The sequence below is a fragment of the Pseudomonas floridensis genome (genome assembly GCF_002087235.1).
In the GTDB taxonomy this organism is placed as follows: domain Bacteria; phylum Pseudomonadota; class Gammaproteobacteria; order Pseudomonadales; family Pseudomonadaceae; genus Aquipseudomonas; species Aquipseudomonas floridensis.
Window position 1 is genome coordinate 139217 of record NZ_MUIO01000002.1, and the last position, 21866, is coordinate 161082.

Sequence of the window (21866 nt, forward strand, 5' to 3'; positions counted from 1 at the left end):
GTCATGAAATTGAACAAACAGAACCTGTCGCGCCTGGGTGCCGATATCGATTTGCCGACCTATTCGGCGACCGACACGCGCCAAGGCATCGCCCATATCGGCGTCGGTGGTTTTCATCGTGCCCATCAGGCGTTTTACACCGATGCACTGATGAACACCGGCGAAGGCCTGGACTGGAGCATCTGCGGGGTCGGGCTGCGCCCCGAAGACCGTGCGGTCCGGGACGCCCTCGCCCAGCAGGATTATCTGTACACGCTCTATGAGCTGGGTGACACACCGGACACCAAAACCCGCGTCATCGCCTCGATCAGCGGCATGCTGCTGGCTGAAGACAGTCCGCAGGCATTGATCGACAAGCTGAGCAGCCCGGACATCCGTATCGTATCGCTGACGATCACTGAGGGCGGTTATTGCATCGATGACAGCAACGGTCAGTTCATGGCGCATCTGCCGCAAATCCGGCACGACCTGGCGAATCCGGACAGCCCGAAAACCGTATTCGGCTTTCTCTGCGCGGCACTGGCAAGACGTCGCGCCGAAGGGACTGCGGCCTTCACCTTGATGTCCTGCGATAACCTGCCACACAACGGCGCGGTGACCCGCAAGGCGCTGCTGTCGTTCGCCGCTCTGCGCGACGCCGATCTGCACGACTGGGTGGCTGAACACGTAAGCTTTCCCAACGCCATGGTCGACCGCATCACACCCATGACCAGCGCGGCACACCGCTTGAAGCTGGCAGACGAAAAACACATCGACGACGCCTGGCCGGTGGTCTGCGAACCTTTCGTGCAATGGGTACTGGAAGACAAATTCGTCAACGGCCGGCCGGCTTGGGAACACGTCGGCGTGCAGTTCACCGATGACGTGACACCGTACGAAGAAATGAAAATCAAGCTGCTCAACGGCAGCCACCTGGCCCTGACCTATCTGGGTTTTCTCAAAGGTTACCGCTTCGTCCACGAGACCATGAATGACCCGTTGTTCGTGAGTTACATCCGCGCCTACATGGACCTTGACGTCACCCCGCAACTGGCATCGGTGCCCGGCATCGACCTGGAAAGCTACAAGGACACGCTGATCGAACGCTTTTCCAATCAGGCCATCGCCGACCAGTTGGAAAGGGTCTGCTCGGACGGGTCGTCGAAGTTTCCGAAGTTCACGATTCCAACCATCAATCGCCTGATCGTCGACCAAGGCAATCTCGAACGCGCTTCGCTGGTGGTAGCCGCCTGGGCGCTGTACCTCAAAGGCGTGGACGAAAACGGCGTGACCTACAAAATTCCCGACCCACGCGCTGAGTTTTGCCAGGGCCTGGTCACCGACGATGCCTTGATCTCCAAACGCTTGCTGCAGGTCGAGGAAATCTTCGGCCTGGCCATCCCCCAGTCCGCGCCCTTCGTTGCCGCGTTCGAACAGAACCTGGCCGACCTGCGTGAACTGGGCGTCAGCGCCACCCTGAAAAAACTATTGGCCTAGAGCCTCTGAGGGACACCTATGTTTCTTGGAATCGATTGCGGCACCCAAGGCACCAAAGCCTTGGTGCTGGACGCAGACAGCGGTCAGGTGCTGGGCGAAGGCTCGGCTCCCCACAGCCTGATCAGCGACCACAACGGCCGCCGCGAGCAGGACGTCCAGCAATGGCTGACCGCGCTGCAACACGCGGTCGGCGACGCACTGACGCAAGCCGGGATTTCCGGACAGCAGATCAAAGGCGTCGGCGTTTCCGGCCAGCAGCACGGGCTGGTGTTGCTGGACGAACAAGGCCAGGTGCTGCGCCCAGCCAAACTGTGGTGCGACACCGAGACCGCGCCGGAGAATCAGCGTCTGCTTGACCATTTAGGCGGTGAACAGGGCTCGCTGGAGCGTCTGGGCCTGGTCATCGCGCCCGGCTACACCGTCTCGAAACTGTTGTGGACCAAGGAGCAGCACCCTCAGTTGTTCGAGCGGATCGACAAGATTCTGCTGCCCCATGACTACCTGAACTACTGGCTGACCGGCCACTGCCGCACCGAGTTCGGCGACGCCTCGGGCACGGGTTATTTCAATGTGCGCACACGTGAATGGGACCTGCCGCTACTGGCGCACATCGACCCGAGTGGCCGTCTTGAAAAGGCGCTTCCGCCCTTGCTCGACGCTGACCACGCTGTCGGCACTCTGCGCCCGGAAATCGCCCGCCTGCTGGACCTCAATCCGCTGGCGCTGGTTTCCAGCGGCGGCGGTGACAACATGATGGGCGCAATCGGCACCGGCAACATTCAGCCAGGCCTGATCACCATGAGTCTGGGCTCATCTGGCACTGTGTATGCGTTTGCCGATCAACCTGCGGTCAGTGAGCATGGGGCCGTTGCAACCTTCTGTTCGTCATCCGGCGGCTGGCTGCCGCTGATCTGCACCATGAACCTGACCAATGCCACGACTGCGCTGCGTGAGCTGTTCGCACTGGACATCGCCGCGTTCAACAATGCGGTGGCCAGCGCGCCCATCGGCGCGGAAGGCATGCTGATGCTGCCGTTCCTCAATGGCGAGCGGGTGCCCGCCCTGCCCGACGCCACCGGCAGCATTCTCGGCCTGGACAGCACCAACCTGACTCAGGCCAATCTGTGCCGGGCTGCGGTGGAAGGCACCACTTTCGGCCTGCGTTACGGACTGGACCTGCTGCGCGCCAGCGGCATCAAGAGCGAGAGAATTCGTCTGATCGGCGGCGGTTCGAAAAGCGCCGTGTGGCGGCAGATCGTTGCCGACATCATGGACACCCCCGTCATCTGCACCGGTTATGCAGAAGCAGCGGCGTTGGGCGCGGCGATACAGGCGGCCTGGTGCTGCTCGACCGCCAGCGATCAGCCCGCCGATCTCAAGGCGCTGTGCGAACGGTGCGTGCGCCTGGACCCTGCCAGCGAAACACGTCCGATTGCACAGAACGTGGGCGCTTACCAACAGGTCTATCAGCGTTATCGAGACCAATTACGAGCAGTTTGAACCTGCCTTTTTTCACGGAGCACTTATGTTTCTGGTTTGCGGCGAAGCCCTGTTCGACATTTTTACCCGCGCTGACAAGGATGGCGCACTCAACAAGCTGGGGTTTGACGCCATCGCTGGCGGCTCACCGTTCAACGTCGCCATTGGCTTGCGTCGGCTGGGCGCCGAAGCGGCCCTGTTCGCCGGTCTGTCCACCGATTACCTGGGCCGTCGCCTGCGCGCCGTGCTGGAGCAGGAACAGGTCAGCGCCGACCACCTTATCGATGTCGAAGCACCGACCACGCTGGCCATGGTGGCGGTAGGCGCAGACGGCTCACCCACTTACAGTTTCCGGGGTGAAGGCTGTGCGGACCGGCAGTTGCGCCTGGAGCATCTGCCCCGGCTGGACGACACGGTTCACGGCATTCATGTGGGGTCCTTTTCATTGGTGGTACAGCCGATTGCCGACACGCTGCTGGCTCTGGTTGCCCGCGAAAGCGGCCGGCGAATGATTTCACTGGACCCGAACGTGCGGCTCAACCCGGCACCCGATATCCAGCGCTGGCGCAGCCAGATCGCCGCGTTCGCCGAGTATGCGCACTTGATCAAAGTCAGCGATGAAGACTTGCACCTGTTGTACCCAGATCGGGACCCACAGCAGGTTGCCGAGGGCTGGCTGAACCGGCACACCCATCTGGTGATCGTGACCCGCGGCACCCAAGGCGCAAGTATCTTCACCCGCGAGCACGGCACCTGGTCGATACCGGCCAAGAGTGTGGTGACGGTCGATACGGTGGGTGCGGGCGATACGTTCCAGGCCGCGCTATTGACCTTTCTCGGCGAGCGCCAACTGGACACGCCAAAAAGCCTGTCGAGCCTTTCAAAAGAAGTATTGAATGAAATGCTGGAGTTCGCCCTATCGGCGGCAGCGCTGACGTGTACCCGGGTAGGTCCGGATCTGCCTTATCGCGCTCAGCTGGGCTAAAGAACGCCCGGTAAAAGAGCCCCACGAACAAGGCGCGCTGTCACACATATCAGTGGCAGCGGGCCTGCTCGCGAAAGCGTCTGTGCATCAGAAAAGCGTCAGGCCAGCAATCCGGCTTTGATACCCCGGATACGCGTATTGATGTCATCCACAACATCATTCTGCTTGTCCTTGAGAGCATCCTGGACTTTCTGATCAATCGTCAACTGATCTTCAGGCGTCATTGCCGTGTACTGTTGCTGGCTGATGCCCGTGAGTTTTTCACGCACTTTCTCTTCGGCGGTCTGCTTCAGGGTGTCCATGAACTGCTGGACCGAACCTGTCGAAGCGCTACCGGCGGTACCAGCCCCGGTCGCCGAGCCGATGACACCGTTGTCGCGATCTGCCGTCTTCTCGGAAAGCGACGTGTCAGCGGCGCTCTTGAGATTGACCATCATCCGTGCGAACGACTCGTTGTAGCCGCCGTTGTTCTGCGTGTCGTCCGTGGACACAGCTGTGCCGGTGTGCGACGTAACCGGTAACGCCCCGTTGCCGAGACCCGCAGCGGCCATCGCGCCGAAGCTGTCTTGCGACACATCGCCCAGGCTCTTGCGGCCGACAGCTCCAACAGCACGGGAAACCAGCTGTTCGAGCCCAATGTTGCCAATGATCATCTTTCACCTCCTGATGACGTGATGCACCTGTGCACCAGCAAAAGGGGTGCCAATTAGCCATATCCGCGTAAGCCCATGATTTTCCGAACGTTGCTACGTGACGACATTGACAGAAACATGACGCGTGACCCTTCGCGACGTCGAAACCGTCAATCGCGGCAAAGAGTTGCCGACAATCCGTCGCCGCTAGTGGGCGGTCTGGCCATGGCCAATCTGCAAATGCTCAAGCGGAACCGGCTCCGCGAAGTAATAGCCCTGGGCCTGGCCCGCGCCCATCTCGCGCAGCAGCTCCAGGGTCTGCTGGTCCTCCACGCCTTCGGCGACCACCGTCAGATCAAGAGACTCGGCCATGCGTACGATTGCCCGCACGATGGCCCGGCTGCGCACACTGGTGGTCAGTTCGAAGATGAACGACTTGTCGATCTTCAACCCGCTGAAGTGGTACTGATGCACGTAGCTGAGTGAGGAAAAGCCTGCACCGAAGTCATCCAGCACCACCGACATACCCTGATCCGCCAGTTGCTTCATGGACAGCCGCGCCTGTTCCGGCTCTGCGACGAGAGCGCCTTCGGTGAGTTCCAGGCACAGTCTGGCCGGCGCAACGCCCTTCTCCGCCAGCATCGCCAGCACCTCGCCCGCGAACGCCGGACGAGTGATGCTGTAGCTGGAGCAGTTCACATGGACCGGCGGCAGATGTGCATTGGCCGGATCGGCCAGAATCGCAATCACCTGCCTGAGCATGTACAGGTCCAGACGGCCAATCAGGCGCAGCCCTTCCAGCGCGGGTAGAAAGCGCTCGGGAGTGACGACCTCGCCATCAGGTTGCCGCCAGCGAATCAGCGCTTCCAGCGCCAGCAGCCTGCCGCTTTCCAGGCAGGTGATGGGCTGAAAATAGGGAATCAGCTGATCCGTACGCTTAAGCGCGGTACGCAGGGCGCCTTCCTGATCCATCTGATCGGACATCTGCCGACGCAGCGCCTGGTTGAACACCGCACAGCCATCCCGTCCGCCGTTCTTGACGGTGTACATCGCCGTGTCGGCGTCGCGCAACAGGTCCGCCGGTTCCTTGTGAAACTGACCGTCTGCACCTACGACGCCGATGCTGCAGGAGGTGAATACCGTGTGTTCGTCGATCACGAAAGGCGACTCGAACGCGGTCAGTATGCGCTGGGCGATCGCGACGCCCTCGCTCAATCGCGCCCCCATGCCCAGCACCGCAAACTCATCGCCTCCCAGGCGCGCCAGCAGGTCACCGTCGCGCATGCAACTGCGCAAACGCTGAGCCGCCTGAACCAGCAACAGGTCTCCGCAGTGATGGCCGAGACTGTCATTGACGATCTTGAAGCGATCCAGGTCGATGAACATGACCGCCAATGAACGGCCATGATTACAGAAGTCCTGCCAGGCCACCTGCAACTGCTGCTGCAAATGGCTGCGGTTGGGCAGTCCGGTCAGTGAATCGTGGACGTTTTCGTGCTGCAATCTCGCGTTGAGCTGGTCCAGCTCCCGGGTACGGTCAAGCACTCGCGCTTCCAGACGCAGGTTGGCGGTATGAATCGCCTCGGCGGCACTGCGGCGTGACAGCGCGGTATCGATGTGGCGCGATACGAAGGTCAGCAACTCCTGATCACGCAGGGTGTAACTCACATGCCGCGAATAGCTCTGCACCACCAGAACACCGCGCACGTCTTCGGCTTCGAACAGCGGGATGCCCAGCCATGAGGTAGAGCGATTGATCTGGTTCTGCACTTCGATCTCGCCGACAGCCTCGAGCCTCAAAGCCTCTTCACTGTCAATCAGACAGGGGCAGCGCTGGCGTATTACGTATTCGGTGAACCCGCGTTGGCCACGCCGGGGCGCGGGCGGCTGCGTCAGGCGTTCGTCCACATAATAGGGAAAGGTCACTTCGCCAGTCGAACTGTCGTAAAGCGCGATGTAGAAGTTGAGCGCTACCAGCAACTCACCGACGATTTCGTGCAGGCTCTGGAACAGCTCGTTCATGTCGCCAGGGCGACTGGAGAGTTCGGCAATCTGGAACAGCGCGCTCTGCAAATGCTCGGCGCGTTCGCGCTCGGCCACTTCCAGACGCAGGGCATCGTTGGCGGCGGACAACTGCTGGGTGCGCAGCAGCACCGTCTGCTCCAGATGGGCCCGATGCAGCAGCCTGTCCATCGCCATCGCCACGTGCCGGGACACGGCCGAGAACAGCGCCCTGTCCTGCACACTGTAGACACGGGAGACGTCGTAGACCTGCATCGCGACCATGCCGAACACTTCGTCCGACGCATTTTTCAGCGGTGCGCCCATCCAGAACTCCGGACGACGCCCCATGCAGGTGAACCGTCCAAGCGCTTCGGCCTCCGCGATGCCCGCAGCATCGACGAACATCGACTCTCCCTGCGTCAGGACGTAGCCCGTCATGGAAATCCGGGAAGGATCAAGATACTCGAACGTCTCGGGTGCCATGGCTTCGTCGTCAAAACGGTCAATATAGTAGGGGTAGGTGATCTTGCCGGAACGAGTGTCGTACAAGGCCAGGTAGAAGTTCTCGGCATCGATCAACGTACCGAGCTGCTGATGGATGCCATGCAGAAGCGTGCTGCGCTCATGGGTGGAACTGGCCAGAAAGCTGATTTCATACAGCACTCGCTGGGTATTCTGCGCTCTGGACAGGGCGGCGCTCTGCAACCGCGAACCCAGCCTGAGCGCCAGATCTCCCAGCGCCGGGTTGTCCTTTTCGGCCAGAGGTGCGAGCAGCCAGCCCAGCACTTCCTCGCCCCTGCCCGTCATCCAGCGATGAACCTGGCCGTGACTGCAGAACGTCTCGAAATGGTCAACGGGAATCTGCTCCGGCCAGTCGTGAGGAAAATCGCTTTGCCCCAGCAAGCGCTTCTGCTCACCGGCAACGTAGATGGCCCACGGTATATCGGGCAGTTGCAGGCGTGCTGCGGCCAGCAACTCGTCGATGGCCTGATGACTGGCATGCCGATCGCGACGATCCATCGAACCGGCGCATTCATCTGCGCTGCCAAACGATTGACGAACGCTGGGGGCCAGAGGAGGTACTGTCATGTAAACACCAGATTCAGAAACCGACGGCGAATATAATTGACGCCGCTGACCACAGGTGGAAAGTGCGCTGTCACATTATTGCAGTGATTGTACTGCAAGGATTGTACCTGCAAGCCCGCTCGTTGAATGCGTCGAATACATGCGTCACTGCGGCACTAAACCACGCCCACGCCGGTCAGAGAATGTTCCCGCAGGAGCAGGCAATATCAAGTTTTCAGCACTATGCTGGCCTGCGGACTCTTCGCCAAACCCCCTACCGGACAGGTGATCGCAATGGTCAAGACTTACAGCTATGCAGCCCAGACTGCCACCGAACGACTCAAACCCTACCAATTCGAACGGCGCACGCCGGGCGTCGATGATGTGCAGATCGACATTCTCTACTGCGGTGTCTGTCACTCCGACCTGCACACTGCACGCAATGAGTGGCACAACACACTTTATCCATCGGTGCCGGGTCACGAGATTGTCGGCAAGGTCACGGCCGTTGGCAGTAACGTCAGCACATTCAAGGTCGGCGATCTGGCTGGCGTCGGCTGCATGGTCGACAGTTGTCAGAGCTGCGCCTCCTGCGACGACGGTGAAGAGCAGTACTGCGAAAACGGATTCACTGGCACGTACAACGGGCCGGTATTCGGTGGTGAAAACACCTTCGGCGGTTACTCCGACACCATCGTCGTCAAGGAGAAGTTCGTGTTGCGCATTTCCCACAGTGACAACCTGGCGGCGGTCGCGCCGCTGCTGTGTGCGGGCATTACCACTTACTCGCCACTGAATCACTGGAAAGTCGGCCCCGGCAAGAAGGTCGGCATCGTCGGACTTGGTGGCCTGGGTCACATGGGTGTCAAGATCGCTCACGCGATGGGCGCTCATGTCGTGCTGTTCACCACGTCAGCCAGCAAACGCGAAGACGGTCGCCGCCTGGGAGCGGATGAAGTGGTGGTCTCCAAAAACCCTGATGAAATGGCCGCGCACGCCAACAGCCTGGATTTCATTCTCAACACCGTGGCCGCGCCACATGATCTGGATGCCTTTCTGTCACTGCTCAAGCGTGACGGGACCATGACGCTGGTCGGCGCACCCGCCGAGCCACACCCGTCCCCGGCGGTGTTCAATCTGATCTTCAAGCGCCGCAGCCTGGCTGGCTCATTGATCGGAGGCATTCAGGAAACCCAGGAAATGCTGGATTTCTGCGCACGGCACGGCATCGTATCGGACATCGAAGAAATTGCCATGAAGGACATCAACGAAGCCTACGAGCGGATGCTCAAGGGCGACGTGAAATATCGTTTCGTGATCGACATGGCCACCCTCAAGCAGGAACGGCCTGCTGCCTGATCACCGCAACGGATCGGACTGGCTCCCCAGCCAGTCCGACTGTCCTGAAACAGCCAGCCCCCTGCCCCCTCTTTTCTACTGTCCACCTACGCAACAGAACGCGGCGCCTGCTGTGACTCGAGCCTGCGCACCTATAGCCCGCCTATTTCTGCGACAGCCGGAAACGCGGGCGAACGTCGCTGAACCTTTCGTCATATAGCTGCCTGCGGCACACGCAACTCGTCTCCGCGGCATTGACACGCACTTTTTTGGGGCGCGAAATAGTTACTTGATTGAAACGACTTCATTCAAACAATGGAGAATTCCACATGGCTAAGATCAAGGTTTTAGCGGGTGATTTTCTTCAAGGTGATGGGGAGTACCGCTCTGGCACCATTACCCTTGTAACCCCCCTCTTCCCCTGGCCTGGTATCAGCTTTAAACACAACGATATCAAGTCGGTGGAAATTGCCAGCCAGGCGTCCAGCATAAAAATGGATGGAGCAATTGGTTACGGCCTTGCAGGTGCCCTGATGCTGGGCCCTGTGGGCGCCGCCGCAGGCGTCATGCTCGCCGGAGAAGAAAAGGAAATCACCTTCATGACCACCTTCAAGGATGGAAGAAAGTTGCTCGCTGCCACCGACGATAGAACCTACCAGAAGCTCGCCCAACATATTGCGACGCGAGAAATCGTAAGGCATCTCTAAAAGCTCGCTTCGAAAGCCCGATCCCAAAGGGCTTTCGAACGCCCCTCACGTTCGTACCCCGGATGAAAAATGGCACTGATCGTGCTAGAAGTTTGAAAATGAACTTTTTATTACAATTTGGTGACTATCACTGGCTGCTTGCCGGTCTCAAGTTCATGAAGTCCTTGCAGATATTGAAGGTGAGGGACGCTTACCAGGTGGACGGGTATGAAAGAACGAGCGACAGTCATCTGCAAGCGGGACGGAGAAGTCCTCTACGTGCGCAAACCGAAATCAAAATGGGCATTGCCAGGCGGCAAGGTCGAACCGGGTGAAACGCCGGCGCAAGCGGCCGTGCGTGAACTCAATGAAGAGACAGGCCTGGAAAATCTGGAGCTGCGCTATCTGGCGGAGTACGAGAAGGACCGGGTGACCCACTACGTATTCATTACCGTAGTGCCAAAGTCCAGCGAGGCCAGACCGCAAAATGAGATAGCCGCCTGCAAGTGGCTTGCTCCAAAGAACGTCAGCGATCTGAAGGCAAGTACGGCGACCAAGTCCATCGTCAAATCATTCGCCCGTCAGGGCTGAGTCCCCCTATCGTCGGGCCACCGCCATTGCGCTGGCCTTTGCGGTTCGACGCCTCAATCTGAAAACGCGCAGACAAAAAAGGGCGACCCTCTCGGGTCGCCCTTTTCTTACCGCCCAGCAGAGCGGATTTTGTTTGGTAGGCGCGATTGGACTCGAACCAACGACCCCCACCATGTCAAGGTGGTGCTCTAACCAACTGAGCTACGTGCCTGCTGTGGGTCGGCATTCTACGGATATTCAGATATGTGTCAATGGCTTTTTTTACAGTAACTGACTGAATATGCGAATTATTTGGCGGCTTGACAGCCGCCACACAACAAAAAAAGGCGACCCTTCCGGATCGCCTTTTTCATACCGCCCAGCAGAGCGGATTTTGTCTGGTAGGCGCGATTGGACTCGAACCAACGACCCCCACCATGTCAAGGTGGTGCTCTAACCAACTGAGCTACGTGCCTGCTGTGGGTGTGCATCCTACCGGCTTTGAATTTCATGTCAATCTGTTTTTATCGCTAACCCTATGAATTAAAGCCACTTTTATAAAAGTTGGTGCGATGAGTCTTTTGCACGGACGCTGGCAGAACGCAGGTATCTCGGGTAGCATCGGCGCAATCGTCAAGAATATTAAACGGAGCTCCAGGATGGCCAACACGCCCTATCCGCAGTCCTACTACGCTGCCTCGGCCAATTCGGCGCCTGACCGCCCAGCGCTGCACGGCGAGGTGGAAACCGATGTGTGCATCATTGGCGCTGGCTACACAGGACTGTCCAGCGCACTGTTCCTTCTGGAGAACGGCTTCAAGGTCACGGTGCTGGAAGCCGCGAAGGTCGGATTCGGCGCCTCAGGCCGTAACGGCGGGCAGATCGTCAACAGTTACAGCCGTGACATCGATGTGATCGAGCGTACCGTGGGGCCGCGTCAGGCCCAGCTGCTGGGGCAGATGGCCTTCGAAGGCGCGGCAATCATTCGTGATCGGGTCTCGCGATACGGCATCCAGTGCGATCTGAAGGACGGCGGCGTTTTCGCGGCGCTGACCGGCAAACAGCTGGCCCACCTCGAAGCGCAGAAACGTCTGTGGGAACGCTACGGTCATTCGCAACTGGAATTGATGGACCAGCGCCGGATCAACGAAGTGGTGGCCTGCGATCAGTACATCGGCGGACTGCTGGACATGAGCGGCGGCCATATTCACCCGCTCAACCTGGCACTGGGCGAAGCTGCCGCGGTTGAAACCCTCGGCGGGACGATTCATGAGCAATCGGCGGCGATCCGGATCGAACGCGGTGCCAGCCCGGTCGTGCATACGGCGCAGGGCAAAGTCCGCGCCAAATTCATCATCGTGGCGGGCAATGCCTACCTTGGCAATCTGGTGCCGGAGCTGGCTGCCAAATCCATGCCCTGCGGCACTCAAGTCATCACCACCGAGCCGTTGAGCGAGGACCTGGCCAGAACGCTGCTGCCACAGGATTATTGCGTCGAGGACTGTAATTATCTGCTCGACTACTACCGCCTCAGTGCTGACAAACGCCTGATTTTCGGCGGCGGTGTGGTGTACGGCGCGCGTGATCCGGCCAACATCGAAGCCATCATCCGGCCCAAGATGCTCAAGGCGTTCCCGCAGCTTAAAGACGTGAAGATCGACTACGCCTGGACCGGAAACTTCCTGCTGACCCTGTCCCGCCTGCCCCAGGTCGGACGCCTGGGTGACAACATCTACTACTCGCAAGGGTGCAGCGGCCATGGTGTGACCTATACGCATCTGGCGGGCAAAGTGCTGGCCGAAGCATTGCGCGGTCAGGCCGAGCGTTTCGACGCGTTCGCCGACCTGCCACACTACCCCTTCCCCGGCGGCCAGTTGCTGCGCACACCGATGACCGCACTGGGCGCCTGGTACTACAGCCTGCGTGACCGCCTGGGTTTCTGACCGCATGGTAAAACGGCGCCTTTCGGGGCGCCGTTTTCGTTCTCGATGTCTAATTCATTTAACGGCGCGATTCAACGTCCGGATGGCCTCGCCTGCCGCCTGCTCCTGGCCGGCCTGGGACAACTCGGCCGCCGCCCTCAGCCAGCGCTGCGCATCGACCTGCGCAGGCAACTGTCGTGGTGACTGAATCAATACGGCCCAACGACCGCCATCGTTCCAGGCGGAAACGAAGCTGCTGAAACTCATGACGTATCGCCGGTCCATGCCCACGTTGACCAACACGGTTTCCTTGACCCGGTTATACCCTACCAGCACGGCGTAACGTGGCTGCTTCCAGAATGCCGATCCTTGAGAGAAGCGCAGCATGACCGGATAACCGGCCGACACCTGCGCCAACAGCGCATGCAGGTCGCCATCCAGCGGATACACCATGAAGCCATATTCGCGCGCCACCTTGGGCATGTTCTGCTCGAGACGATCTTCAGCGCCCGGCAATTGCAGGGGTTTGTCCAGCAGCCCTGGCGTGGTCTGAACCTGCTGATTGGCAAGCATGCTGGCCAGCGCGCCCGGACCGCTCTGGTAAATGTTGCCCCGGAAGAACGGCACCGAGGTCAGCTCAACGCGATCCGGCAGGCTCTTGATCTGGGCGGTGACCAGGGATGTGCAGCCGGACAGGGCCAGTACCAGCGCAGCCACTAGCCATGAACCCTTACCACGCACTGCGCTTGCGAAAATCGATGCCGACAACATGCTCCCTCACTTCAACTGACATCGAGCAGTCACCGCTCGATTTGAGCGCTGATCATAGAGCCCTCGACGCGCCGGGTATAGCGTTTGAGCACAGTGCCGTAAGCTGCATAGATCGAATCGTTCATACTAAAACGCCATTGGTCAATTAATCGCAACACACCCGGTACTAGACTGTCAGTTATCAGGAATGCAACACCAAAAGCAGGAAACGTGGAGGCACTTATGAGCCTGGAACTGACAATCGTGATGCTGGTCGCCTCGTGGCTCGCCGTGGCCACTGCCATGCTGTGGGGTGTGATGCGCGTATCCCGTCGTCATCATTCTCACACGGTGACCCCGCCTGCCCCGCCACGCGTGAAGCCGGAACGGCAGTCAAGGGTCCGTCCCGTCACGGTGCATCGAGCGGTGTAAGCGCAGGCTTTTCATGGGCCTGAAATGCAAAGCGGTCGACCCGGTTATCCGGGTCGACCGTTTTTCATTGCAGCGGACTGTCAGACGGCGGAAGCCTGACGGGCCGCTTTTTTGCGCTTGGCCTTGCGGACCATCATGTTCAAGCCCTCGATCGCGGCCGAGAAGGTCATAGCGGCGTAAATATAGCCTTTTGGAACATGAGCACCGAAGCCTTCGGCAATCAGCGTCATACCAATCATGATCAGGAAGCCCAGGGCCAGCATGACCACTGTCGGGTTCTCGTTGATGAATTTCGCCAGCGGGTTGGCGGCCACCAGCATCACGATCACAGCAGTCACGACAGCGATAATCATGATCGGCAAGTGCTCGGTCATGCCTACGGCAGTGATGATGCTGTCGATGGAGAACACCAGGTCCAGCATCAGGATCTGCACGATTGCGCTACCCATGGTCAGCGCGACAGTGGAGCTGAGGGTTTTCTCTTCCTCGGTCTTGACGTCCATGCTGTGATGAATTTCCGTCGTCGCCTTCCAGACCAGGAACAGACCACCCGCAATCAGGATCATGTCTTTCCAAGAGAAGGCCTGGCCAAACATGTCGAACACCGGCTCGGTCAACTGCACGATATACGCCACGGTACTCAGCAGGCCCAGACGCATGATCAGCGCCATGCCGATACCCAACTGTCTGGCCTTGTGACGCTGATGTTCCGGCAGCTTGTTGGTGATGATCGAGATGAAGATCAGGTTATCGATACCCAATACGACTTCCATCACGACCAGCGTCGCCAGTGCAATCCAGGCGGCTGGACTTGTCGCGAGTTCCAATAGGTATTCCATAGATCACTGCCCTGCCTGAGCCAATAGTTGAACGAACGTTAGATGTCTTTACCGGATTTACTGTCTGATTCAGCGGAGCTTTGTGGCGCTTCCAATACTGAAAGTTCCCGCTTGGTCTCATCGAGCGCCTTGGTGGCGGCCTGATGGGTGTCGTCGATTGCCTGCCTGGCTGACTCGGCGGCCGTGTCCAGCATCTGTTTAGAGGACGACTCTATCTGATCGCACCCTGCCATTACCAACAGCGAAGCGGTCAAAAGTACAGCGCAAAATGATTTTTTCATGTGTCCCTCGATAGGCAAGGCCGGACGCGCTTCCGGTCCGGCGTTGGAAGGGCATTCTAAGGAAGCTGAAACATCAGGAAAATTCGATTTTATAAGCGATATACTTCGGCTTTAACGAATCGGCGATCATTATGCTCAATTACCGTCAGTTGCATTACTTCTGGGTCGTGGCCAAGACCGGCAGCATCGTGCGCGCCTGCGAGCAGTTGAACCTCACACCCCAGACCGTCAGCGGCCAGATCAGCCTGCTGGAAACGACCTTGGGCGTGGATCTTTTCCAGCGAGTGGGCCGACAACTGGAAATGACCGAAGCCGGTCGCATGGCACTCCCCTATGCCGAGCAGATGTTTCAACTGGGCAACGAGCTGGAAACGCTGTTGAGCTCGCGGCCCGACGAACAGCAACTGCTGTTCCGGATCGGCGTTGCGGATGTGGTGCCCAAATCCATCGTGTACCACCTGATCGCGCCGACCATGAATCTTGATGAGTCGATCCGCATCACCTGCCGCGAAGACAAGCTTGAACGGCTACTGGCGGATCTGGCGATCCAGCGTCTGGATATGGTGATTTCCGACAGCCCGATGCCGCCTCACCTCGACATCAAGGGACACAGCCAGAAGCTGGGAGAATGCGGCGTAAGCTTTTTTGCGACCCGGGAAATGGCTGAGCGCATCGGCAACGACTTCCCCCAGTGCATGCACGGCGCGCCCTTGCTGATTCCTGGCCAGGACACCGTGGTGCGCGGGCGATTGATGCGCTGGTTTAATGACCTGAAGATCCAGCCGCGTATCGTCGGCGAGTTCGATGACAGCGCGCTGATGAAAGCTTTCGGCAAGTCGGGCAGCGGCTTGTTCGTGGCACCCAGCGTGATCGCTGACGAGGTGCGGAGCCAGTATGGCGTGGACATGATCGGCCAGACCGACGCGGTGACCGAGTCGTTCTATACGATCACGGTCGAGCGAAAGGTCCGGCACCCCGGCGTTGTCGCCATTGCCGAAGGTGCGCGCACTACCTTGTTCACCGATAGCATTCAGGCCGGGCTTTGAACCGGCCTGCCCTTCATCAGCAGCCAGGCCAGCACGATCGCCAGAGAGATGATGCCTGCGGCAGCGAAGCCCAGTTTGCCGAGTCCCAGATGATCAATTACCCGGCCACCGACGACCGCGCCGATGCCGATCCCCATATTGGCGCCGGCGATGTTCAGTGACGCGGCGAAGGCAGGTGCTTGAGGTGCGGCTTTGATCAAGCGTACATGGCTGACCAGAAACAGCGCCGCCTGGGTCAGGCCCCATACGGCCAGGGCAAGCGCCAGAGCAATGTAGGAATGGATGCTCGGCACCACGGCCACCATACCGAGCACCATAAAAGCGCAGAACGCCATGCTGGCAATCAGCGGATGGCGATCCACCATGCGCCCGCCCAGTGAGTTGCCGAGCAACCCCACGGCGCCGAAGCCCATCAGGCACCAGCCCACCAGCGTGCCATCGAAACCGGCCAGACGCTCCAGCATGTCAGCCAGATAGGTGTAGGCCGTGAACATGCCACTGAACACCAATACGGAGAGCAGCACGTGGCCCTGCATCAGCGGGCTGCGCAGGATGCCGAACTGACTGAGGATCGAAACCGGCTCTTTGCGGATAATCGTTTTGGGCAGGTACATCGTCAGCAGCAGCGCCTTGGCGAAGGCCAGCAGTGACAACACCGCAAACGCCGAGCGCCAGCCGAACGTATCGGAAATCAGCGTACCAACGGGGATGCCGAACACTGTGGCGCAGACGATGCCGAAACCGATTCTGGCGATAGCCCGTCCGGCGAACTCGGGTCCTACGATATCCACGGCGGTTTCACTGGCCAGCGCCCAGAACACCGGCAGGCCCAGCGCAGGAATCAGCCTCGCGATCCCCATCACCGCAATAGTGGGGGCCAATGCGGCCAGTGTATTCGACAGCCCGAACAGAATCAGGATGCCGACAAACAGTCGCTTGCGATCAAAACGCGCGCAATAGGCGGTCAGAAACGGACCGAACGCAGCAACCGTGAAGGCGAACAGTGTCACCAGCAGCCCCGCTTGAGACACGGAGACCTTCAGGTCGCGGGCCATGGCAGGCAAAAGGCCGACGATCACGAACTCTGTGGTCAGCACGGTGAATCCGGCAGCCGACAACAGCAGAATAGGCAGTAGCATGAAAACTCCAGAACAACGACACAGGCCCATCCAGAGGATGCGCCTGCAAACACAGGTAACGAACAGTCGCGATATGACGCGGATCAGGTGTCATCGAACGCGCGGGACGCAGGCGACGACACCCGCAGGGGGCGGTAACGGGGGTGAATGGCCTTAGAACTTGCCCATGAAATCACGCTTGCCGATCTCCACACCATTGTGGCGCAGCAGGTCGTAAGCAGTGGTGACATGGAAGAAGAACTGCGGCAAGGCGTAGCTCAGCAAATAAGCCTGACCGTTCAGACGACGCTCCTTATCGGTGCCGGGACGCAGAACGATTTCGATACTTTCGTTGCCATCCACTTGCTCGGGCTTGATACCGCCAATGAACTCCAGTGTCCGGGCCAGCAACGCCTGCAACTCGGCAAAGGAAGTCTCGTTGTCTTCGTACTGCGGAATTTCGATCCCGGCCAGACGCGCCGAAGCGCCTTTGGCAAAATCCACGGCAATCTGCACCTGGCGTGTGAACGGCAGCATGTCCGGAAACAGACGAGCCTGCAGCAATGCAGGCGGCTGGATTTTCTTCTCGGTCGCGTGGGCTTCAGCTTTGCTCAGAACATCACTCAGGGCGTTGAGCATTTGCTGGAAGACTGGAATCGAAGCGGCGTACAGGGAAATAGACATGACATATCCTGAATGAGAAAGGCGCAATTATAGACCTGACAGGGGTCGAAGGCCGTGAGTCTTTTCGCAGAGAACGTTTGCAAAGATTTTTTCAGAGCGCTGCACAGGCACTGGGCACTGGCAAAAAACCGCAACACCTCATAGGCTGATCCACCGCCATCACCCAGGGAAGCGTCCATGTCCACCGAACCCTCTTCGACCGAAGCATCCGAGACCGTGCAACTCAACAGCACTGAAGTACGCATTCTGGGCTGCCTGATCGAAAAGCAGGCCACACACCCTGAAACCTACCCCCTGACCCTCAATGCGCTGGTGCTGGCCTGCAATCAGAAAACCAGTCGTGATCCGGTCATGAACCTGACGCAGGGTCAGGTCGGTCAGAGTCTGCGCGCGCTGGAAGGCCGTGGCCTGACGCGTCTGGTGATGGGCAGCCGCGCCGACCGCTGGGAGCACAGGGTCGACAAGAGTCTGGAACTGGTGCCCGCACAGGTCATTCTGACCGGACTGCTTCTGCTGCGCGGTCCGCAGACAGTAAACGAACTGCTGACCCGCAGCCAGCGCATGCATGACTTTGAGGAGGCCGAGCAGGTCGTCCACCAACTGGAGCGTCTGATCGCGAGAAACCTGGCGATGCTGGTGCCACGTCAGTCGGGCCAGCGTGAAGATCGCTACATGCACACACTGGGTGATCCCGATGATCTGCAGGCGCTGCTCGCCCAGCGCCAGAGCGCGCCGGACCGCACGGCAACCAGCGCGGCTTCGAATGAGCGCATTGATGAACTGGAGGCACGCGTTGCCGCCCTCGAAGCACGCCTGGCACAGCTCGAACAGCCGTGAAATGTTCAGACTGGCGGATCAGCCTCGGGCGAAGGCCGCCGCTTTGCGATACTGCTCATCGGTCGGTCGAACACCGGTGTACAGCACGAACTGCTCCAGCGCCTGAATCGCCGCCACCTCATCACCGCTGATCACGCGCTTGTCCAGACGGCGGGCGGCCTGGATCAGCGGAGTGTCGGCAGGCGTTGCCACCACATCGAAAACCGTCGTGGCTGCCGCGATGGCTTGCTCGTCGAATGCCAACTCGTCGGCCTGAGGCCCCGCCATGCCCAGTGGCGTGACATTGACCAGCAGCGGCGGCCGCTCATCGCCAAGCGCGGCCTGCCAACGAAACCCGCAGGCCTTGGCCAGACGCCGACCGGCCTGCTCGTTGCGCGCCACGATCAAGCCGTCGGTAAAACCTGCGTCGCGTAATGCAAAGGCAACGGCCTTGGCCATGCCACCGCTGCCGCGCAGGGCGAACGCGGTGTGCGGCACTACATGGCTCTGCATGAGTTGAGCGACCGCGATGTAGTCAGTATTGAACGCCTTGAGGTGCCCGTCGGTATTGACGATGGTGTTGATCGACTGAATAGCGGCCGCCGAGGCATCCAGTTCATCGACCAGTGCTATGCAGTCTTCCTTGAACGGCATCGAGACGGCACTGCCGCGAATGCCCAGCGCCCGAATCCCGGCAACGGCGGCGCTCAGATCGTTCGGCGCGAAGGCTTTGTAGTAGAAGTTCAGGCCCAACTGTTCGTAGAGATGGTTATGGAAGCGCACACCGAAGTTTCCCGGACGCGCAGCCATGGACATGCACAGCAACGTGTCCTTGTTGGCAGTGACAAGCATGCTTTCCCCCTAAATGGTATTGGATTAAACCTGTGCGCCAGGCGTAAACTCCGCCTGGCCGGCAACCGCAAAAAAGTTGCTCAGGCGATTTGTATGGAAAGTACCTTACATAAAATTTACTCAACGATTTCGCAGTTTTTTACAAATTCGATGTCTTAGAGTTATCCCGTGGCAGTGCTTGAGAGTAATGCAGGCCCGCGACAACGGGTTGAGAGCGAGGAACACTCATGATTCGTCAAATCCCCAAGATTGCCTTGTTTATAGGTGCGCTGGCCCTTGCAGGCCAGGCGAACGCCGATCATCGTGGCTGGGGTGGCCCTGCCGTGGTGGGTGCCCTGGTGGGTGCGGCCGTGGTAGGCGCAGCGGTTTCGTCCAGCCGTGACAGAACGGTCTACGTCGAGCGTCAGCCGGTCTACTACCAGCAGCCTGCGCAGGTCTACTACGCGCCACCACCACCTCCACCGGTGGTGTATTACCAGCCAGCCTATGAAGTGGTAGAACGCTACCCGGCACCGCCGCCTGGCTACTATCGCCACTACGGTCCGCCTCCAGGCTACTACGGCCCACCCCGCGGCCGCTGGTAATTGCTGATGAAAAACCCGCCTTCGCCGGCGGGTTTTTTCATTTCTTGCGCACACCTGCATTCACCACGACAACCCGACCTACCCTCGTTCCCGTCAATGACGACTATTGAGAACGTCGATTTCTGCGCACGTCGATCGCGCCGTACAGTAGCGCCATGGATTGATGGAGGTCGCTATGAACAACGTTCAAATCATGTCGGTGGTAGGCAGTGCAGTTCCGGCTCCGCTCAGAGAGCGCGGTTTGCTGGCGTGCTGGTACCTGATTCAGGATGGTGAACCTGTCAGCGGCCCCTTCGCGTCACTGCCGGTGGCCCAGGCTTTTTCCGAGGAACTGAAAAGTCGCGTCCTCGATAGCTGATGCCCTGCCGCCATAGAAACCTCATGCGTTGCTCCGCAACTCTCCCTTGACCGCATCCTTTGATGCGGTTTTTTTTGCATGAAACAAATGCGGTAAGGCCCCGTTCGCCCCCCATTCCTCGCCCAAAGGCGTGAACGCTGTCAGGTTCGCTCAGCCATGGCCGCGTTGACCTGACAACGGTGAGTCAGCTTCTGCAAGCGTTTTTCCAGCGCCATGAACACCACGCGGTCCGTACGACCGCTGTCCAGCTCATCGATCAAATCGTTGGCTACCTGTCGCAGTTCGTAGGCCAGCACCACCCGGTCGTCATTTACGTCCTGCTTGTGCGATTCGAACAGGCGATGCAGGTAATCCTGCAGGGTGAATTTCAGACTGTGGCGATCAGTGGCGCGCAAGTGCGTCAGGTTCAAATTGATACGCGCATGCAACTCGCTCAGTTCACCGCACAGGTATTGCATGCGTCGGGCGTATCCCGTTTCACGGTCACGCAACTGCTTGCGGGTCAACGCTGCTTCCTGGTGACGCTGAATGGCAGGCACGGCAATGGCGACCATCATGCCGACAATAAGCGCAATCGCCTGCACCCAGCCCGCCCAGTCAGACGGACGTGAAAAGAAGCCGGCCAGTAACAGCAGCACGGTTAACAGTGAGGCTGCGATTACCAGAACAACGTAATCCTTGCCGATAAACCCCTTGAGCATTACGCGACTCCTTGAATCCGTGATCTTCGATGGCTGGGAATGCTAATCGGTGCTGGCTCCAGACACCACGACTATTCAAACGGCAGATGCTTTTGAGCAGTTTTCCCACTTAACCGCAACTTAACGAAACGCTATTTCCTGACTTTATTATCGAAACGTCCTACAACCCCCATCGACATTGCTCGGAGCCTGCTCCTAAAATGCCGGGTTTCCCCTTCTTCCTTTCGTTAACACACCTTATGAGTGAGCCTTGCTCTTGAAAATTCGTCTGTCTATTCTGAGCCTATTATTTGTACTTACAGGTTCGGCGATTTCCACTTCCACCCTGGCAAACGAAACCGCTGCTTTGAATCGCGATCCCTCCAACCTGCACCTGGCGTCGGGCAGCGCGATGGTCATCGACCTGCAAACCGATAAAGTGCTGTATTCCAGCAACCCCGACGTCATTGTGCCGATTGCCTCGGTCACCAAGCTAATGACTGCGATGGTGGTACTCGACGCGAAACAGTCGATGGATGAAGTCATTCCGGTCAACATTTCCCAGACGCCGGAAATGAAGGGCGTGTTCTCCCGCGTCAAGCTGGGCAGCGAAATGAATCGCCGCGATATGTTGCTGATCACCCTGATGTCGTCGGAAAACCGCGCTGCCGCCAGCCTGGCGCATAGTTATCCGGGCGGTTATCCGGCATTCATTCTAGCCATGAACGCCAAGGCCAAGGCTCTCGGTATGAAGCACACGGCGTATGTCGAACCCACCGGTCTGTCGGTCTACAACGTGTCCACGGCCCGCGACCTGACCAAGCTGGTCATGGCAGCGCGCAAGTACCCGATGCTCAGCGAACTGAGTACCACCGAAAACAAAACCGTGACGTTCCGCAAGCCGACTTACAGCCTGGTGTTCAACAACACCGACCATCTGGTTCGCAAGGAAAACTGGGACATCAAGCTGACCAAGACCGGCTTTACCAATCAGGCCGGTCACTGCCTGGTGCTGTTGACGACCATGGCCAACCGTCCGGTATCGGTGGTCATTCTCGACGCCTTCGGCAAGTACACCCACTTTGCCGACGCCAGCCGACTGCGCAAGTGGATGGAAACCGGCCAGAGCGGCCCGGCACCTGAAGTGGCCTTGCAGTACAAGAAAGAAAAGAATCTGGTAATGAAGCAGACTGGCATTCAAGCGCGGGACTGATCTGCATCCCGATACAAAAACGGCCGCGATGTGCAGACATCGCGGCCGTTTTC

General features: G+C 59.0%; 22 protein-coding genes and 2 tRNA genes. 13 read left to right on the top strand and 11 right to left on the bottom strand.

What is annotated here, in order from left to right; genetic code table 11:
* Positions 1–3 precede the first annotated feature (3 nt).
* From BZK31_RS00730 to BZK31_RS00740, 3 genes are read left to right on the top strand one after another with little or no spacing between them, the layout of a single operon-like run.
* The gene (locus tag BZK31_RS00730) at positions 4–1476 is read left to right on the top strand and encodes a mannitol dehydrogenase family protein (RefSeq protein ID WP_083180843.1); all 1473 of its coding nucleotides are present in this window, start codon (positions 4–6) and stop codon (positions 1474–1476) included.
* A gap of 18 nt (positions 1477–1494) precedes the next feature.
* Positions 1495–2976, top strand: coding sequence for a xylulokinase (gene xylB, locus BZK31_RS00735; protein WP_083180844.1), 1482 nt, complete (start codon positions 1495–1497; stop codon positions 2974–2976).
* Positions 2977–3001: 25 nt separating this feature from the next.
* The gene (locus BZK31_RS00740) at positions 3002–3940 is read left to right on the top strand and encodes a carbohydrate kinase family protein (protein WP_083180845.1); all 939 of its coding nucleotides are present in this window, start codon (positions 3002–3004) and stop codon (positions 3938–3940) included.
* Positions 3941–4038: 98 nt separating this feature from the next.
* Here BZK31_RS00740 and BZK31_RS00745 read toward each other — a convergent pair whose 3' ends face one another.
* Together BZK31_RS00745 and BZK31_RS00750 are read right to left on the bottom strand one after the other, a co-directional pair.
* Positions 4039–4593: a hypothetical protein gene (locus BZK31_RS00745; RefSeq protein ID WP_083180846.1), complete on the bottom strand. Its 555-nt coding sequence runs from the start codon at positions 4591–4593 to the stop codon at positions 4039–4041.
* Between the two features lie 186 nt (positions 4594–4779).
* A complete protein-coding gene (locus tag BZK31_RS00750) occupies positions 4780–7665 on the bottom strand; it encodes a putative bifunctional diguanylate cyclase/phosphodiesterase (protein ID WP_167377808.1) in 2886 nt (961 codons plus the stop codon).
* 273 nt (positions 7666–7938) lie between these two features.
* On the opposite strand from BZK31_RS00750, the gene BZK31_RS00755 reads away from it, so the two are divergent.
* From BZK31_RS00755 to BZK31_RS00765, 3 genes are all read left to right on the top strand, one after another.
* Positions 7939–9003 (top strand): NAD(P)-dependent alcohol dehydrogenase, encoded by a 1065-nt coding sequence (locus BZK31_RS00755; RefSeq protein ID WP_083180965.1) that lies wholly within the window; start codon positions 7939–7941, stop codon positions 9001–9003.
* Positions 9004–9311: 308 nt separating this feature from the next.
* Entirely contained in the window at positions 9312–9689 is a 378-nt protein-coding gene (locus tag BZK31_RS00760; protein WP_083180847.1) for a hypothetical protein, read from the top strand.
* A 207-nt stretch (positions 9690–9896) separates the two neighbouring features.
* Positions 9897–10259 carry an NUDIX hydrolase gene (locus tag BZK31_RS00765; RefSeq protein WP_083180848.1) on the top strand — a complete coding sequence of 121 codons (363 nt, stop codon included), beginning with the start codon at positions 9897–9899 and terminating at the stop codon, positions 10257–10259.
* Between the two features lie 134 nt (positions 10260–10393).
* On the opposite strand, the gene BZK31_RS00770 is transcribed toward BZK31_RS00765, so the two are convergent.
* Together BZK31_RS00770 and BZK31_RS00775 are read right to left on the bottom strand one after the other, a co-directional pair.
* Positions 10394–10470, bottom strand: a tRNA-Val gene (locus tag BZK31_RS00770).
* A gap of 167 nt (positions 10471–10637) precedes the next feature.
* Positions 10638–10714: transfer RNA gene (locus BZK31_RS00775), tRNA-Val, on the bottom strand.
* A 183-nt stretch (positions 10715–10897) separates the two neighbouring features.
* Between BZK31_RS00775 and BZK31_RS00780 the strand changes: the two genes are divergently transcribed.
* Entirely contained in the window at positions 10898–12181 is a 1284-nt protein-coding gene (locus BZK31_RS00780; RefSeq protein WP_083180849.1) for an NAD(P)/FAD-dependent oxidoreductase, read from the top strand.
* A 54-nt stretch (positions 12182–12235) separates the two neighbouring features.
* Here the strand turns inward: BZK31_RS00780 and BZK31_RS00785 are convergent, their stop codons facing one another.
* Positions 12236–12931: a peptidase C39 family protein gene (locus BZK31_RS00785; RefSeq protein WP_083180850.1), complete on the bottom strand. Its 696-nt coding sequence runs from the start codon at positions 12929–12931 to the stop codon at positions 12236–12238.
* A gap of 222 nt (positions 12932–13153) precedes the next feature.
* Between BZK31_RS00785 and BZK31_RS00790 the strand changes: the two genes are divergently transcribed.
* Complete coding sequence (locus tag BZK31_RS00790; RefSeq protein ID WP_083180851.1) at positions 13154–13342, top strand: hypothetical protein; 189 nt, start codon at positions 13154–13156, stop codon at positions 13340–13342.
* Between the two features lie 80 nt (positions 13343–13422).
* Here BZK31_RS00790 and BZK31_RS00795 read toward each other — a convergent pair whose 3' ends face one another.
* Complete coding sequence (locus tag BZK31_RS00795) at positions 13423–14181, bottom strand: TerC family protein (protein ID WP_083180852.1); 759 nt, start codon at positions 14179–14181, stop codon at positions 13423–13425.
* Between the two features lie 38 nt (positions 14182–14219).
* Complete coding sequence (locus tag BZK31_RS00800) at positions 14220–14462, bottom strand: hypothetical protein (RefSeq protein WP_083180853.1); 243 nt, start codon at positions 14460–14462, stop codon at positions 14220–14222.
* 131 nt (positions 14463–14593) lie between these two features.
* Here BZK31_RS00800 and nhaR point away from each other — a divergent pair, with 131 nt between their 5' ends.
* Positions 14594–15508: a transcriptional activator NhaR gene (gene nhaR, locus BZK31_RS00805; protein WP_083180854.1), complete on the top strand. Its 915-nt coding sequence runs from the start codon at positions 14594–14596 to the stop codon at positions 15506–15508.
* On the opposite strand, the gene BZK31_RS00810 is transcribed toward nhaR, so the two are convergent.
* Together BZK31_RS00810 and BZK31_RS00815 are read right to left on the bottom strand one after the other, a co-directional pair.
* On the bottom strand, positions 15493–16647 hold the full coding sequence (locus BZK31_RS00810; protein WP_083180855.1) for an MFS transporter: 1155 nt from the start codon (positions 16645–16647) through the stop codon (positions 15493–15495). The genes nhaR and BZK31_RS00810 overlap by 16 nt on opposite strands.
* A 153-nt stretch (positions 16648–16800) precedes the next feature.
* Positions 16801–17310: a DUF1993 domain-containing protein gene (locus tag BZK31_RS00815; protein WP_083180856.1), complete on the bottom strand. Its 510-nt coding sequence runs from the start codon at positions 17308–17310 to the stop codon at positions 16801–16803.
* A 177-nt stretch (positions 17311–17487) separates the two neighbouring features.
* Here BZK31_RS00815 and BZK31_RS00820 point away from each other — a divergent pair, with 177 nt between their 5' ends.
* Positions 17488–18147, top strand: a complete 660-nt coding sequence (locus tag BZK31_RS00820) for a YceH family protein (protein ID WP_083180857.1) — start codon at positions 17488–17490, stop codon at positions 18145–18147.
* An 18-nt stretch (positions 18148–18165) separates the two neighbouring features.
* Here the strand turns inward: BZK31_RS00820 and BZK31_RS00825 are convergent, their stop codons facing one another.
* Positions 18166–18978 (bottom strand): shikimate 5-dehydrogenase, encoded by an 813-nt coding sequence (locus BZK31_RS00825; RefSeq protein ID WP_083180858.1) that lies wholly within the window; start codon positions 18976–18978, stop codon positions 18166–18168.
* A gap of 227 nt (positions 18979–19205) precedes the next feature.
* On the opposite strand from BZK31_RS00825, the gene BZK31_RS00830 reads away from it, so the two are divergent.
* Entirely contained in the window at positions 19206–19562 is a 357-nt protein-coding gene (locus tag BZK31_RS00830) for a hypothetical protein (protein ID WP_083180859.1), read from the top strand.
* 175 nt (positions 19563–19737) lie between these two features.
* Positions 19738–19920: a hypothetical protein gene (locus BZK31_RS00835; protein ID WP_073161985.1), complete on the top strand. Its 183-nt coding sequence runs from the start codon at positions 19738–19740 to the stop codon at positions 19918–19920.
* A gap of 140 nt (positions 19921–20060) precedes the next feature.
* Here the strand turns inward: BZK31_RS00835 and BZK31_RS00840 are convergent, their stop codons facing one another.
* On the bottom strand, positions 20061–20621 hold the full coding sequence (locus tag BZK31_RS00840; RefSeq protein ID WP_083180860.1) for a hypothetical protein: 561 nt from the start codon (positions 20619–20621) through the stop codon (positions 20061–20063).
* Positions 20622–20871: 250 nt separating this feature from the next.
* Between BZK31_RS00840 and pbpG the strand changes: the two genes are divergently transcribed.
* Positions 20872–21813 (top strand): D-alanyl-D-alanine endopeptidase, encoded by a 942-nt coding sequence (gene pbpG / locus BZK31_RS00845; protein WP_083180861.1) that lies wholly within the window; start codon positions 20872–20874, stop codon positions 21811–21813.
* The last annotated feature ends 53 nt before the right edge of the window (positions 21814–21866 follow it).